Origin of the sequence: Hafnia sp. CBA7124, assembly GCF_002355555.1 — a bacterium.
In the GTDB taxonomy this organism is placed as follows: domain Bacteria; phylum Pseudomonadota; class Gammaproteobacteria; order Enterobacterales; family Enterobacteriaceae; genus Hafnia; species Hafnia alvei.
This window is the reverse complement of the sequence record NZ_AP017469.1, coordinates 310,043-326,558: the sequence shown is the minus strand read 5'-3', so window position 1 is coordinate 326,558 and position 16,516 is coordinate 310,043. Positions and strand designations below refer to the sequence as shown.

Annotated in this window: 7 protein-coding genes, 2 tRNA genes and 4 rRNA genes; 5 read left to right on the top strand and 8 right to left on the bottom strand. The window is 49.3% G+C overall.

Annotation, left to right across the window (positions count from 1 at the left end; genetic code table 11):
* Positions 1-633: an ADP-ribose diphosphatase gene (gene nudF, locus CPY98_RS01535; protein ID WP_043490403.1), complete on the bottom strand. Its 633-nt coding sequence runs from the start codon at positions 631-633 to the stop codon at positions 1-3.
* 218 nt (positions 634-851) lie between these two features.
* Between nudF and tolC the strand changes: the two genes are divergently transcribed.
* Positions 852-2,345: an outer membrane channel protein TolC gene (gene tolC, locus CPY98_RS01530; protein WP_040044740.1), complete on the top strand. Its 1,494-nt coding sequence runs from the start codon at positions 852-854 to the stop codon at positions 2,343-2,345.
* Between the two features lie 215 nt (positions 2,346-2,560).
* A complete protein-coding gene (gene dhaR / locus CPY98_RS01525; RefSeq protein WP_046448800.1) occupies positions 2,561-4,450 on the top strand; it encodes a dihydroxyacetone kinase operon transcriptional regulator DhaR in 1,890 nt (629 codons plus the stop codon).
* 69 nt (positions 4,451-4,519) lie between these two features.
* Here dhaR and gltP read toward each other — a convergent pair whose 3' ends face one another.
* A complete protein-coding gene (gene gltP, locus CPY98_RS01520; RefSeq protein ID WP_025802515.1) occupies positions 4,520-5,824 on the bottom strand; it encodes a glutamate/aspartate:proton symporter GltP in 1,305 nt (434 codons plus the stop codon).
* Positions 5,825-6,562: 738 nt separating this feature from the next.
* Between gltP and acs the strand changes: the two genes are divergently transcribed.
* From acs to actP, 3 genes are all read left to right on the top strand, one after another.
* On the top strand, positions 6,563-8,521 hold the full coding sequence (acs, locus tag CPY98_RS01515; protein ID WP_025802517.1) for an acetate--CoA ligase: 1,959 nt from the start codon (positions 6,563-6,565) through the stop codon (positions 8,519-8,521).
* A 124-nt stretch (positions 8,522-8,645) separates the two neighbouring features.
* Positions 8,646-8,957 (top strand): DUF485 domain-containing protein, encoded by a 312-nt coding sequence (locus CPY98_RS01510; protein ID WP_096386091.1) that lies wholly within the window; start codon positions 8,646-8,648, stop codon positions 8,955-8,957.
* Positions 8,954-10,612, top strand: coding sequence for a cation/acetate symporter ActP (gene actP / locus CPY98_RS01505; RefSeq protein WP_096386088.1), 1,659 nt, complete (start codon positions 8,954-8,956; stop codon positions 10,610-10,612). Before CPY98_RS01510 ends, actP begins: the two co-directional genes overlap by 4 nt.
* A 338-nt stretch (positions 10,613-10,950) precedes the next feature.
* Here the strand turns inward: actP and rrf (CPY98_RS01500) are convergent.
* The 6 genes from rrf (CPY98_RS01500) to CPY98_RS01475 all read right to left on the bottom strand — a co-directional run bounded on the left by rrf (CPY98_RS01500) (position 10,951) and on the right by CPY98_RS01475 (position 16,346).
* A 5S ribosomal RNA gene (gene rrf / locus CPY98_RS01500) occupies positions 10,951-11,066 on the bottom strand.
* A 39-nt stretch (positions 11,067-11,105) separates the two neighbouring features.
* A tRNA-Thr gene (locus tag CPY98_RS01495) sits at positions 11,106-11,181 on the bottom strand.
* A 14-nt stretch (positions 11,182-11,195) separates the two neighbouring features.
* Positions 11,196-11,311, bottom strand: a 5S ribosomal RNA gene (gene rrf / locus CPY98_RS01490).
* 120 nt (positions 11,312-11,431) lie between these two features.
* Positions 11,432-14,339: ribosomal RNA gene (locus tag CPY98_RS01485) — 23S ribosomal RNA — on the bottom strand.
* A 250-nt stretch (positions 14,340-14,589) separates the two neighbouring features.
* Positions 14,590-14,665 (bottom strand) — tRNA-Glu (locus CPY98_RS01480).
* Between the two features lie 138 nt (positions 14,666-14,803).
* Positions 14,804-16,346 (bottom strand): 16S ribosomal RNA (locus CPY98_RS01475).
* The 16S, 23S and 5S rRNA genes sit together here with 2 tRNA genes alongside, the layout of an rRNA operon.
* Positions 16,347-16,516 lie beyond the last annotated feature (170 nt).

Here is a 16,516-nt window from a genome sequence, read left to right as displayed (position 1 = left end):
TTAAGAATTCCACTCGCGGCGAAGCGACTCATGGTGCAACGCCAGCCACTGTAATGCAATAACCGATGCGGCATTGTCGATCACACCCTCTTCTACCCAGCGATACGCTTGCTCACGGCTGACCACATGCACGCGAATATCTTCATGCTCTTCAGGCAGACCGTGAATACCCGATGCCTTTGCTGCGTCAATCTCACCGACCATAATTGACAAGCGCTCGCTGGTGCCGCCGGGGCTCGCCAAATAGCTCAGCACAGGCTTACAGCGTTGGACGTGGATCCCCGCTTCTTCCTGCGCCTCGCGGCGTGCGACATCTTCCACCGACTCACCGGGTTCAATCATTCCGGCCACCATTTCAAGCAACCACGGCGTTTCACTGGAGTCATATGCCGGAATACGGATTTGCTCCACCAGCACCACTTCATCGCGTTTTGGATCGTAAGGAAGTAGCACCGCCGCATGGCCGCGTTCAAAAACTTCACGCACAACTTCACCGCTCATGCTGCCATCAAACAGACGATGCCGAAAACGATAGCGCTCTAGCGAAAAAAAGCCGCGGTAGAGTGATTCCCGTGCAATAATTTCAACATCATTTTGACCAAATGTGACGGGTGATGGTTTATTTTCGCTCATACGGCTAAATTCCTAAATGTAGTGTGATTATTAGCATGGATATTATTGATTTAAGGTCAAACTGAAAATACTCAATCACTTTACCTTTTATTTAGGTAAATTAAGGGGGATGGCACGTAAAGCCACGCTCCTTAAGATACGGTCTCTGTTAGAATCGGCGGCTATATGACTTTAGTCAGCGTTACAATAGCAACTTTGCTGCACAACAAGGAATGCAAATGAAGAAACTGCTCCCCCTTCTTATTGGCCTGAGCCTTGGTGGCTTTACCACGTTAAGCCATGCAGAAAACCTGCTGCAGGTATATCAGCAAGCCAAGGAAAGCAACCCAGATCTGCGTAAAGCTGCGGCAGATCGTGATGTGGCTTTTGAGAAGATTAATGAATCCCGCAGCCCGCTGTTACCTCAGCTCGGCTTGGGCGCAGATTACACCTATACCAATGGGATGCGTGATAACGACGGCTTGAACTCCAATAATTACGGCGCGTCGCTACAGCTGACCCAAACCATTTTTGATATGTCTAAATGGCGTCAGCTCTCTTTGACTGAAAAACAGGCGGGTATTCAAGACGTCTCTTATCAGTCTTCAGAACAGACTTTGATGCTGAACTCTGCGACTGCTTACTTCAACGTATTACGTGCGATTGACGCGTTGTCTTACATTGAAGCAAACAAAGAAGCGATTTATCGTCAGTTAGACCAAACCACCCAGCGTTTTAACGTAGGTCTGGTTGCTATCACCGACGTGCAGAACGCCCGCGCTCAATACGATCTCGTGTTAGCTAACGAAGTCACCGCGCGCAACGATCTGGATAACTCTCTGGAAGCACTGCGTCAGATTACCGGTCAGTACTACGGCCAACTGGATTCTCTGAACGTTGATCGCTTCACCACCACCAAGCCAGATAACGTCAACAGCCTGCTGCAAGAAGCTGAAAAACGTAACCTGTCATTATTGAGTGCTCGTTTGAGCCAAGACTTGGCGCGTGAACAGATTAAATACGCACAGACAGGTTATATGCCAACACTGGATCTGACCGCATCTTCTGGCGTTAGCAATACTGACTATAACAGTATGACCAATGCACAGAAGCAACAAAGCGGTGGCGGAAGCAGTTATCAGGGCCAGAACACCATTGGTTTGCAGTTTAATCTGCCGTTGTACTCTGGCGGAGCGACTAACTCTCAGGTTCAACAAGCGCAATACAACTTTGTTGGCGCCAGTGAATCTCTGGAAAGCGCACACCGCAGCGTAGTACAAAACGTTCGTTCTTCCTTTAACAACATCTCCGCGTCTATCAGCGGCGTTGAAGCTTATCGTCAGGCTGTAATTTCTGCGCAAAGCTCTTTGGAAGCAACCGAAGCAGGTTATCAGGTGGGGACTCGTACCATCGTTGACGTGCTGAACGCGACCACTACGCTGTACAGCGCCAAAGAAAGCCTGTCTAACGCACGTTATGATTATCTGATCAGCCAGCTCAATATTAAATATGCATTGGGTACGCTGAACCAGAACGATCTAATGGCCTTAAACGGCGGTCTGACCAAGCCTGTTTCTACCACGCCGGACATCATTGCTCCGCAGGGTAAAACTCAAGCAGAGCAGGTTAACAGCGATTACAACACAACCGCTTCAGCCCCAGTGGCTCAACCGGCTTCAGCATCAACCACAACATCTAGCAGCAGCAAAGGTAAGAACCCTTTCCGCCACTAATGTTAGACGTTTGATGTTGTTAATCAGAAGGGCGGATTTCCGCCCTTCTGTTTTTTTGTACCATAAGCCCCTGCGAGCATCTAGCTCACGGAATTTATTCCCCTTTCTCGCTTTAATAGCTGCATATCTTTAATTGATGGATTTTATTAGTGCAGCCAGATACTTCTCTCGACCGTTGGATCTATTTCTTCTCTCACGGCAATCTGCCAGAGACAATGCGTCCTGCACAGCCCATTTATCAATCGTGGATCCGCTGCCAAAAGCTGATGCAGCCGATGCCGTGGAAAATGCCACATCGTGCCGCAGGCGCAACGTTACGCTCGATTTGCCAACGTAAAAACGACCTGCTGGTTTTGGGACAAGCGGCGTTAGAAGACGCCTACGAATATATGGAGTCTCGTCCCTGCGTTTTGCAGATCCTAGACGAAAGCGGCTGTTTGCTTTGGCAATGTGGGCATATAAAAACACGCACGGCTCTCGCTGAGCTTGGATTTGATATCGGCAGCTATTGGGCTGAAGGGCACATCGGCACCAATGCGCCCGCCTTAGCAATGCGTGACGGAAACCCGGTGCAGGTTCACGGTGACGAACATTTTAAGCAAGCCTTACGTGCGTGGCACTGCTGCGCAACGCCGGTCTACGACAACAGCGGGCGGCAAAGAGCGGTGATTGTCATCGCATGCCTGAATCATGACTATGCCGCCAGCGATTTGCCTTTAACACTGGCGATTGCCCGTGAGATCGGCAACTCACTGCACACCGATGCGCTGCTCTCCGAAACCAATCGCCACCTTAACGAACTGTATGCTTTGTTAGACGGCGTGGAAGACGGCGTTTTAGCGTGGGATCACAACGGCTGCCTGCAATATCTTAACCATCGTGCCGCTGGCATATTGCTCTTGGATGAGCAAAACAGCCTCGGCCGCCCACTTCCTTCATTGATCACGCTGCCTTCTCTACTTCAACACGCCATTGAGCAACGCCTTCCGCTCAATCATGTCGAGATGACGTTTGAAAGCCGTAAGCAGTTCATCGCAACGTTGATAACCTTGAAGCCCGTACCCGATGGCGAGCACTGTGGATTCATTGCATTGCTGCATCCGCTGGATCAGCTACGACGCTTGGTGAATCATCAGCTCGGCAAAGTCAGTCAAACCTTTGATCAAATGCCTGCGGCATCGTTAGATATGCGACGGTTACTGCGATATGGTCGTCAGGCCGCACGAGGCCAGCACCCTATTTTGCTGCAGGGGGAAGAAGGCGTCGGTAAAGAGCTGTTAGCGCAGGCGATTCATAATGCCAGCGAACGGGCAAACGGCTCATACATCGCTATAAACTGCCAAACGCTGGTTGAAGGTCAATTTGCCAAAGAGCTGCTCGGCAGCGATGCCACCGAAACCGACTCGGGTTTACCCAGCAAATTTGAGCTGGCAAACGGCGGTACTCTCTATCTCGAGCAAATTGAATATTTGCCACCTGAAATGCAGTCAGCGCTGCTACAAATCATCAAAACCGGCGTGCTCATGCGACAGAACTCCAGCCGCGTGATTCCGGTCGACGTTCGGATCATTGCGGCAACCGGCGCTAATTTACCACTGCTGGTGAAACAGGGGCGTTTTCGTCGTCAGCTGTTTTATACGCTGCAATCTTTCGAACTTCAGATCCCACCGCTTCGCCAGCGACAATCCGATATTCCTCTGCTGGTGACTCATCATCTGAATACGTTAGGCCAGCACTTTCATTGTCGTTATCACGTCGATGAAGCCGTGCTATTACAGCTACGTGATTACCCTTGGCCGGGGAACGATCAGGAATTAAAGGGCGTGGTTGAGCGCGCCGCAATGATTTGCCAGCATAACCACATCCGCATGGCCGATTTACCTGAGCATTTGATGACGGAAAAGTTGGCGGTTGAGCCAGAAAGCCCATTACTCATGCCGGTGATGTCATTGCAAGACGCCGAGCGTCAGGCAATTATCCGGGCCGCTCATGCCGCACAGGGGAAGCCACATGATATGGCGAGAATGCTGGGGATTGGGCGCACTACGTTATGGCGCAAGCTGAAACAATATCAGTTGGAGATGGAACAGTTTAAGAATGAGTGATGTGGTTCAGGTTAAGAACCACACCCAACCTCCCCCTTTGCAGGGGGAGGGGTAGGTCAACTATAGCGTTTAAACTTGCTCAGCTTTCACCAGCATATTTGCTTCATAAGCCTTGGCTTTCTTACGATCGAACTGATGTTCCCATTTGGCAATGACCAGAACCGCTAAGGCATTACCCACCACGTTTAACGCTGTACGTGCCATATCTAAAATACGGTCAACACCGGCAATAAACGCCAAGCCTTCTAGCGGGATACCCACGCTGCCCAACGTAGCCAATAGCACCACAAATGAAACACCAGGCACACCAGCAATACCTTTAGAGGTGACCATCAGCGTCAGGACTAATACGATCTCTTGGCCAATAGACAAATCAATACCGTACAGCTGAGCAATGAAAATAGCCGCAATACTTTGATAAAGCGTAGAGCCATCCAAATTAAACGAGTAACCGGTTGGTACCACAAAACTAGTGATAGATTTTGGTGCGCCGTAGGCTTCCATCTTCTCAATAATTCGCGGCAATACCGTTTCAGAACTGGCGGTGGAATAAGCCAAAATTAGCTCATCTTTGAGGATCTTAATTAACGTCCAGATGCTGAGCTTACACAGCTTGGCGACCGATCCCAAAACGACTAATGCGAAGAAGATAATCGCAAAGTAAACCAGCACAACCAGCTTGGCGAGCGGTACTAAAGACGCAAAACCAAAGTTGGCTACGGTCACGGAAATCAGGCCAAATACCCCGATAGGCGCGTAACGCATAATCATATGGGTTACTTTAAACATGCTTTCCGAAACGGCTTTAAACACCTTCAGCAGTGGCTCTTTGGTCTCTTTTGGCAACGAAGATAAGCCCAGACCAAACAACACTGAAAAGAAGATGATCGGCAAAATATCGCCTTTGGCCATCGATGCAAACAGGTTAGAAGGGATCAGCGCCAGAATGGTCGAAACCAAACTATGCGAACCACTTTGCACCTGTTCAGTAGTCTTTTCGTATTGCGAAATGTCGACGGTGGCTAGCGTTGACATATCAATGCCGTGCCCCGGTTGGAAGACGTTTGCCAGCGTAATCCCCACGATAATCGCCACCGTGGTGATCACTTCAAAGTAAATAATGGTTTTAAGACCGATACGGCCCAGCTTTTTGGCGTCACCAACGCCGGCGATACCCACGATAAGCGTTGAAATCACTATCGGGATAACAATCATCTTGATCAAACGAATAAAGATATCACCAGCAGGGCTCAGAATATTATTCACCAGCCAAACGCGAGACTCTTCCTGATTGTGCAAAACAGCGCCAACAATAATACCCAAAATTAATGCAGCGACGATTTGCCAAGCGAGCGTAAACTTAAATTTTTTCATTCCCGAAAATGTTCCTCAATTATAATAGAGCCTACTCAGCTTCTTATATTTATCTGCAGATGTAGTTTTATAGTCTAAAGGATTTACCTCGTTCCTATCACGACCTGTCCAACCGTGACCTATATTCTGTACCATTTTGCACGGGCTTTCCGCAAGCCAATATTGAATCGGAATGTACGCTGAAACCGTGCCCAGATAGGCTTCTTTCAAAATAGAACTACAAATAACCATTTGTTATAAAAGAAAATATTAAGGTGATAAAACACAAAACACGCGTGTATATTTGTGCGATTAATTATGCATGCATTTTGGTATAATTTTGAGCTGAAACGAATAATTAGTCGTTGGATAGTGAGATATTATGCACCATGATGGTGCATGCGTAGATATATTCCTACTTCATTATCTTTATGATGGTGAAAAAATAATCTCGTTGTGTTCTATTTTCTATTCTCTGATTATTCTAATAATAGGTTTTTCTCTTTATTTTCTTATGAGCCGATTATTAGCAGATATATTGTTACTCCACGTAATTTCATTCATTTTCTTATAATTTAATCTCACTCAATTTATCCATCTTGGATGAGCAAATACTAAGCCCACTCTTCTCGTTATTGCCTTGCTAGATATCAATATTTTTATTGCGTGATCAATCGCGCAAAAAAGACACAAATAGAGCGCGCAAAACAGATTTAACCTTATATTGACATAATATTAACATCCGCAAGGAGGATAACGATGAGCCAGATCCATAAACATTCGATTCCTGCAAACATTGCAGAACATACCCTGATTAATCCACAGATGTACCGTGAACTCTATCAACGCTCGGTTAGCGACCCCGAAGGCTTTTGGGCCGAATACGGAAAAATTGTTGATTGGATGAAGCCCTATAGCAAAGTAAAAAATACTTCATTCGATCCCGGTCATGTCAGCATTCGCTGGTTTGAAGACGGCACCTTGAACTTGGCAGCGAACTGCCTCGATCGCCACTTAGAAGAGCGTGGAAACCAAACGGCGATCATCTGGGAAGGTGATAACCCACAGGAAAGCAAAACCGTTACCTATCGCGAACTGCATCACGATGTCTGTCGTTTCGGCAACGTGCTGAAAAAGCTTGGCGTGAAAAAAGGCGATGTAGTCGCTATCTATATGCCAATGGTGGTTGAAGCAGCGGTGGCGATGCTGGCCTGCGCACGTATCGGCGCCATTCATTCTGTCATTTTTGGTGGTTTCTCTCCCGAAGCCGTTGCGGGACGTATTATCGATTCCAATTCAAAAGTGGTGATTACCGCTGATGAAGGACTGCGCGCTGGGCGCCCTATTCCGCTAAAGAAAAACGTCGATGACGCACTGAAAAACCCAAATGTTAAAAGCGTTGAGCACGTGGTGGTCTTCAAACGCACGGGCAAACAGGGCGAATGGAATGCAGGGCGCGATCTCTGGTGGCATGACCTAATTGAGCAGGTCGATGCTAATTGTCCAGCCGAAGAAATGAATGCTGAAGATCCGCTATTCATTCTATATACCTCAGGTTCAACCGGTAAGCCTAAGGGCGTGCTGCATACCACCGGTGGCTATTTGGTTTATGCCGCAACCACGTTCAAATATGTCTTTGACTATCATCCTGGCGATATCTATTGGTGCACCGCCGACGTGGGTTGGGTTACAGGCCATAGCTATCTGCTGTACGGCCCACTCGCCAACGGTGCAATTACGCTGATGTTTGAAGGTGTGCCTAACTATCCTGGCGTAAACCGCTTATCGCAAGTCGTGGATAAGCATCAGGTAAACATTCTATACACCGCACCGACGGCTATTCGTGCATTGATGGCAGAAGGTGACAAAGCGACCGAAGGTACGCAGCGCACCTCTTTACGCATCATGGGTTCGGTGGGCGAACCTATCAACCCAGAAGCATGGGAATGGTACTTCAACAAAATCGGTAATGGTAAGTGCCCAATTATGGACACTTGGTGGCAGACCGAAACCGGTGGCTTCATGATCACACCGTTGCCGGGAGCCACCGAGCTTAAAGCAGGTTCTGCAACGCTGCCTTTCTTTGGTGTACAACCTGCCTTGGTGGATAACAGCGGCGTCCCACAGGAAGGTGCCTGCGAAGGCAATCTGGTGATGGTTGATTCATGGCCGGGTCAGGCTCGCACATTATTCGGCGATCACGACCGCTATGAGCAAACCTACTTCTCTACCTTTAAGGGCATGTATTTTAGCGGTGACGGCGCACGTCGCGATGAAGACGGGTACTACTGGATCACCGGACGTGTCGATGACGTTCTTAACGTTTCAGGACACCGTTTGGGAACGGCTGAAATCGAGTCTGCGCTTGTCTCTCATCCAAAGATCGCAGAGGCCGCAGTGGTCGGCGTTCCGCATAACATTAAAGGACAGGCGATCTACGCTTACATCACGCTCAATCACGGGGAAGAGCCAACGCCAGAGCTCTATACCGAAGTACGCAACTGGGTGCGTAAAGAGATTGGCCCGATAGCCACACCGGATATTTTGCACTGGACCGATGCACTACCTAAAACCCGTTCAGGGAAAATTATGCGCCGCATTCTGCGTAAGATTGCAGCCGGTGATACCAGCAATTTGGGGGATACCTCAACGCTGGCCGATCCGGGCGTTGTCGAGAAGTTGTTAGAAGAAAAACAATCAATGGAAGTTTCATCTTAATTAGTCGTATGACCTGTCGCCGCCTGAGCGCGGCAATGAGTTGACTTCATGGGCATACCCCCTCAAAAGGTTATGCCCACGGGGCAGCTTTTATTCAATCAATGCCTTACTAGGAGTCGCTCTGATGAATGATGCCATTTATCAAAGGATTGAAAATAACCCGCGCTTCAAGGAACTGGTGCAAAAACGTGAAAGATTCGCTTGGACGCTTTCATGGATAATGATGATCCTGTATTTCGGCTTTATTCTCCTCATCGCTTTTGCGCCCGGTTGGCTAGGGACACCGATATCCGAAGGTTCTAGCGTAACGCGCGGGATCCCCATCGGCATTGGCTTGATTGTGGTTTCTTTCCTATTAACGGGCGTCTATGTTATTCGGGCAAACGGCGAGTTTGATCGTCTCAACCACCAAATACTGCTGGAGGTTGAGCAATGAAATCTCGCCTTTTAACCTTGTTATCTCTGGCGGTGCTGCCTTTCTCCAGCTATGCCGCCGATGCCATTACTGGCGCAGTTGAAAGACAACCGTTAAACATTCAAGCCATCGTCATGTTTGTCATATTCGTTGGCGCGACGCTTTACATCACCTATTGGGCCTCCAAACGCACTCGTTCGCGTAAGGATTATTACACCGCGGGTGGCAATATTACCGGTCTACAAAATGGTCTCGCCATGGCGGGGGACTTCATGTCAGCCGCATCGTTCTTAGGGATTTCCGCACTGGTTTATACCTCTGGCTATGACGGACTGATTTACTCTTTGGGCTTTTTGGTTGGCTGGCCAATCATGCTGTTTCTGGTTGCAGAGCGCCTGCGTAATTTAGGCCGTTATACCTTTGCCGATGTGGCTTCGTATCGTCTTAAACAAAAACCGATTCGAACGCTCTCAGCCTGCGGATCGTTAGTGGTCGTTGCCTTGTATTTGATTGCGCAGATGGTGGGCGCAGGAAAGCTTATCGAGCTACTGTTTGGCTTGAATTACCATGTTGCCGTCATTTTAGTCGGTGTACTTATGGTGATGTATGTACTCTTTGGCGGCATGCTGGCAACCACATGGGTACAAATCATTAAGGCCGTGCTGCTGCTGGCTGGCGCATCGTTCATGGCTATCATGGTAATGAAGTCTGTCGGTTTCAGCTTCAACACCTTGTTCAATCAAGCGATGGAAGTTAATCCCAAAGGCCCTGCGATTATGCGCCCCGGTGGATTAGTTTCAGATCCCATCAGCGCATTGTCTCTCGGCTTAGCTTTGATGTTTGGTACCGCAGGTTTGCCTCATATTCTGATGCGCTTCTTTACCGTTAGTGATGCGAAAGAAGCACGTAAGAGCGTGTTCTATGCCACCGGTTTTATGGGGTACTTCTATTTCCTAACCTTCATCATCGGTTTTGGCGCTATCGTACTCGTTGGTTCAAACCCTGCCTTTAAAGATGCCGCGGGCGCACTAATCGGCGGTACCAACATGGCAGCGGTTCACTTAGCCGATGCAGTTGGAGGAAGTTTCTTCCTTGGCTTCATCTCTGCCGTCGCCTTCGCCACTATTCTTGCGGTGGTCGCAGGACTAACGCTCGCCGGGGCATCGGCGGTATCTCACGACCTGTATGCCAACGTATTTAAGCAAGGCAAAGCAACAGAGCGTGATGAGCTAAAGGTATCGAAAATCACCGTTTTAGTTCTTGGGCTTGTCGCTATTGGTTTAGGTATTTTGTTCGAAAATCAAAACATCGCCTTCATGGTCGGCTTAGCATTCTCTATTGCCGCCAGCTGTAACTTCCCAATACTGATTCTCTCTATGTACTGGTCAAAGTTAACAACAAGAGGGGCGATGGTCGGTGGTTGGTTAGGTCTGTTGACCGCGGTGATACTGATGATTTTAGGCCCAACAATTTGGGTTAAAGTCCTCGGTCATGCTGCGCCAATCTACCCATATGAATATCCGGCGCTATTCTCAATGGCCGCTGCTTTTATTGGCACATGGCTATTTTCTATCACGGATAATTCAGCAGCCGCAGTGCAAGAACGCGGACGTTTCTACTCACAGTTTGTGCGCTCGCAAACAGGAGTTGGGATCTCACAGGGAACGTCTCACTAATTCCTAAGTCTAGAAACACAAAAAGCCATCCTTTGGGATGGCTTTTTTATAATGTTTTCATACAAGCTTTGAATAGAAAATTCTCAAATTTCCCATAGCAAAAAACCCCAGTCTTTCGACTGAGGTTCTTTCGATGACGTTTGACCGTTCCCTACAATACTCGTCTCATCCTGAGACTCGCCCTTCGGGCCAACGCTGCGCGTTGTTCAAAATCGTTCCCGACGATTTTGTCGCATGATACGCCCCTGCGGGCCGTTCCATGCTCAAGTCGATAATTATCAAATTATATAAAGCAAAAAACCCCAGTCTTTCGACTGAGGTTCTTTACTTTATTTAAAGTCTGGCAGTTCCCTACTCTCGCATGGGGAGACCCCACACTACCATCGGCGCTACGGCGTTTCACTTCTGAGTTCGGCATGGGGTCAGGTGGGACCACCGCGCTGTTGCCGCCAGACAAATTCTTTTTAAGCCGAACATTAACCACTAATTAGAGTGGTGCTGATACCCAGAGTCGAACTGGGGACCTCACCCTTACCAAGGGTGCGCTCTACCAACTGAGCCATATCAGCACAACTAATTTGGAGCCTGGCAGTTCCCTACTCTCGCATGGGGAGACCCCACACTACCATCGGCGCTACGGCGTTTCACTTCTGAGTTCGGCATGGGGTCAGGTGGGACCACCGCGCTATCGCCGCCAGGCATATTCTGTTAATTAACCCGTGCTCCGTATCTCTACAGCTCACCAGCTAATCCAATCTGTTCAACAAGCCTACTCTTTGTGTTTCGCGTCTCTGCGTCTTAAAACACCTTCGGTGTTGTAAGGTTAAGCCTCACGGATCATTAGTACTGGTTAGCTCAACGTATCGCTACGCTTACACACCCAGCCTATCAACGTCTTAGTCTTAAACGTTCCTTTAGGAGACTCAAGGTCTCAGGGAAGACTCATCTCGAGGCAAGTTTCGCGCTTAGATGCTTTCAGCGCTTATCTTTTCCGCATTTAGCTACCGGGCAATGCCATTGGCATGACAACCCGAACACCAGTGATGCGTCCACTCCGGTCCTCTCGTACTAGGAGCAGCCCCTCTCAATCTTCCAACGCCCACGGCAGATAGGGACCGAACTGTCTCACGACGTTCTAAACCCAGCTCGCGTACCACTTTAAATGGCGAACAGCCATACCCTTGGGACCTACTTCAGCCCCAGGATGTGATGAGCCGACATCGAGGTGCCAAACACCGCCGTCGATATGAACTCTTGGGCGGTATCAGCCTGTTATCCCCGGAGTACCTTTTATCCGTTGAGCGATGGCCCTTCCATTCAGAACCACCGGATCACTATGACCTACTTTCGTACCTGCTCGAGCCGTCACTCTCGCAGTCAAGCTAGCTTATGCCATTGCACTAACCTCACGATGTCCGACCGTGATTAGCTAACCTTCGTGCTCCTCCGTTACTCTTTAGGAGGAGACCGCCCCAGTCAAACTACCCACCAGACACTGTCCTCAATCCCGATTAGGGACCGGAGTTAGAACATCAAACATTAAAGGGTGGTATTTCAAGGTTGGCTCCACGCAGACTGGCGTCCACGCTTCAAAGCCTCCCACCTATCCTACACATCAAGGCTCAATGTTCAGTGTCAAGCTATAGTAAAGGTTCACGGGGTCTTTCCGTCTTGCCGCGGGTACACTGCATCTTCACAGCGAGTTCAATTTCACTGAGTCTCGGGTGGAGACAGCCTGGCCATCATTACGCCATTCGTGCAGGTCGGAACTTACCCGACAAGGAATTTCGCTACCTTAGGACCGTTATAGTTACGGCCGCCGTTTACTGGGGCTTCGATCAAGAGCTTCGCCTTGCGGCTGACCCCATCAATTAACCTTCCAGCACCGGGCAGGCGTCACACCGTATACGTCCACTTTCGTGTTTGCACAGTGCTGTGTTTTTATTAAACAGTTGCAGCCAGCTGGTATCTTCGACTGGCTTCAGCTCCATCCGCAAGGGACTTCACCTACGCGCCAGCGTGCCTTCTCCCGAAGTTACGGCACCATTTTGCCTAGTTCCTTCACCCGAGTTCTCTCAAGCGCCTTGGTATTCTCTACCTGACCACCTGTGTCGGTTTGGGGTACGATTCAATGTTACCTAGAGCTTAGAGGCTTTTCCTGGAAGCTTGGCATCAACTACTTCATCACCGTAGTGACTCGTCATCACGCCTCAGGGTTAATAAAAGCGCGGATTTACCAACGCTTTCCCCCTACACGCTTAAACCGGGACAACCGTCGCCCGGATAGCCTAGCCTTCTCCGTCCCCCCTTCGCAGTAACACCGAGTACAGGAATATTAACCTGTTTCCCATCGACTACGCCTTTCGGCCTCGCCTTAGGGGTCGACTCACCCTGCCCCGATTAACGTTGGACAGGAACCCTTGGTCTTCCGGCGAGCGGGTTTTTCACCCGCTTTATCGTTACTTATGTCAGCATTCGCACTTCTGATACCTCCAGCAACCCTCACAGGCCACCTTCAACGGCTTACAGAACGCTCCCCTACCCAACAACACCTAAGTGTCGCTGCCGCAGCTTCGGTGCATAGTTTAGCCCCGTTACATCTTCCGCGCAGGCCGACTCGACCAGTGAGCTATTACGCTTTCTTTAAATGATGGCTGCTTCTAAGCCAACATCCTGGCTGTCTATGCCTTCCCACATCGTTTCCCACTTAACTATGACTTTGGGACCTTAGCTGGCGGTCTGGGTTGTTTCCCTCTTCACGACGGACGTTAGCACCCGCCGTGTGTCTCCCGTGATAACATTCTTCGGTATTCGTAGTTTGCATCGAGTTGGTAAGTCGGGATGACCCCCTAGTCGAAACAGTGCTCTACCCCCGAAGATGAGTTCACGAGGCGCTACCTAAATAGCTTTCGGGGAGAACCAGCTATCTCCCGGTTTGATTGGCCTTTCACCCCCAGCCACAAGTCATCCGCTAATTTTTCAACATTAGTCGGTTCGGTCCTCCAGTTAGTGTTACCCAACCTTCAACCTGCCCATGGCTAGATCACCGGGTTTCGGGTCTATACCTTGCAACTTGACGCCCAGTTAAGACTCGGTTTCCCTACGGCTCCCCTATTCGGTTAACCTTGCTACAAAATATAAGTCGCTGACCCATTATACAAAAGGTACGCAGTCACCCCATAAAGAGGCTCCCACTGCTTGTACGTACACGGTTTCAGGTTCTATTTCACTCCCCTCGCCGGGGTTCTTTTCGCCTTTCCCTCACGGTACTGGTTCACTATCGGTCAGTCAGGAGTATTTAGCCTTGGAGGATGGTCCCCCCATATTCAGACAGGATGTCACGTGTCCCGCCCTACTCATCGAACTCACAACATATGCATTTTCAAGTACGGGGCTATCACCCTGTATCGCCGGACTTTCCAGACCGTTCCTCTGACACATACGCTGATTAAGGTTCTGGGCTGCTCCCCGTTCGCTCGCCGCTACTAGGGGAATCTCGGTTGATTTCTTTTCCTCAGGGTACTTAGATGTTTCAGTTCCCCTGGTTCGCTTCGTTAAGCTATGTATTCACTTAACGATAGTGCAACGAATTGCACTGGGTTTCCCCATTCGGAAATCGTCGGTTATAACGCTTCATATCAGCTTACCGACGCTTATCGCAGATTAGCACGTCCTTCATCGCCTCTGACTGCCTAGGCATCCACCGTGTACGCTTAGTCACTTAACCTCACAACCCGAAGGTGTCTCTTTAGTGAACGCGGTTACGAACCGGTTCAAGACAACATTCAAGATTGCAAAAAATTGAGAGACTGCTTAATACAAACTGTGTCAGTGTGTCTCACAGTTGCTTAAGCTTTCAAATTTCAGCTTGTTCCAGATTGTTAAAGAGCAATATCTTAAACACGACTCGTTAGAATCATCTTTAAGATTTTTCGTTCATTAGAACGGGTGATAATGTCTTTCACTCATTATCGGAATGGCGTCCCCAAGGGGATTCGAACCCCTGTTACAGCCGTGAAAGGGCAGTGTCCTAGGCCTCTAGACGATGGGGACACGAAAATACCGACAAAGCTTTCGCCTTCTCGTTTCGTATCAGCATGAGTCTTAAAACTCACAACATCAACAGGTGCTCTTGCTCATTAATTTCATCAGACAATCTGTGTGGACACTGCACTTAACGCTATCTTTAGGTAAGGAGGTGATCCAACCGCAGGTTCCCCTACGGTTACCTTGTTACGACTTCACCCCAGTCATGAATCACAAAGTGGTAAGCGCCCTCCCGAAGGTTAAGCTACCTACTTCTTTTGCAACCCACTCCCATGGTGTGACGGGCGGTGTGTACAAGGCCCGGGAACGTATTCACCGTAGCATTCTGATCTACGATTACTAGCGATTCCGACTTCATGGAGTCGAGTTGCAGACTCCAATCCGGACTACGACATACTTTATGAGGTCCGCTTGCTCTCGCGAGTTCGCTTCTCTTTGTATATGCCATTGTAGCACGTGTGTAGCCCTACTCGTAAGGGCCATGATGACTTGACGTCATCCCCACCTTCCTCCGGTTTATCACCGGCAGTCTCCTTTGAGTTCCCACCATTACGTGCTGGCAACAAAGGATAAGGGTTGCGCTCGTTGCGGGACTTAACCCAACATTTCACAACACGAGCTGACGACAGCCATGCAGCACCTGTCTCAGAGTTCCCGAAGGCACTAAGCTATCTCTAGCAAATTCTCTGGATGTCAAGAGTAGGTAAGGTTCTTCGCGTTGCATCGAATTAAACCACATGCTCCACCGCTTGTGCGGGCCCCCGTCAATTCATTTGAGTTTTAACCTTGCGGCCGTACTCCCCAGGCGGTCGACTTAACGCGTTAGCTCCGGAAGCCACGCCTCAAGGGCACAACCTCCAAGTCGACATCGTTTACAGCGTGGACTACCAGGGTATCTAATCCTGTTTGCTCCCCACGCTTTCGCACCTGAGCGTCAGTCTTTGTCCAGGGGGCCGCCTTCGCCACCGGTATTCCTCCAGATCTCTACGCATTTCACCGCTACACCTGGAATTCTACCCCCCTCTACAAGACTCTAGCTGACCAGTTTCAAATGCAGTTCCCAAGTTAAGCTCGGGGATTTCACATCTGACTTAATCAACCGCCTGCGTGCGCTTTACGCCCAGTAATTCCGATTAACGCTTGCACCCTCCGTATTACCGCGGCTGCTGGCACGGAGTTAGCCGGTGCTTCTTCTGCGAGTAACGTCAATCACTGTGGTTATTAACCACAATGCCTTCCTCCTCGCTGAAAGTACTTTACAACCCGAAGGCCTTCTTCATACACGCGGCATGGCTGCATCAGGCTTGCGCCCATTGTGCAATATTCCCCACTGCTGCCTCCCGTAGGAGTCTGGACCGTGTCTCAGTTCCAGTGTGGCTGGTCATCCTCTCAGACCAGCTAGAGATCGTCGCCTAGGTGAGCCATTACCCCACCTACTAGCTAATCCCATCTGGGCACATCTGATGGCGTGAGGCCCGAAGGTCCCCCACTTTGGTCCGAAGACGTCATGCGGTATTAGCTACCGTTTCCAGTAGTTATCCCCCTCCATCAGGCAGTTTCCCAGACATTACTCACCCGTCCGCCGCTCGTCACCCAGAGAGCAAGCTCTCTTGTGCTACCGCTCGACTTGCATGTGTTAGGCCTGCCGCCAGCGTTCAATCTGAGCCATGATCAAACTCTTCAATTAAAAGCTTGATTTGCTTCAACAAGTGAAGCGATGCTCGAAAATTAACTTTCGTAATAATTCAACTAATGAATTACTGCTTGGTCACTCTTCAAGACTTTAATATTTTATCGTCCGAGGACGTTAGATATTGTCTTGTGAGTGCCCACACAGATTGTCTGATAAATTGTTAA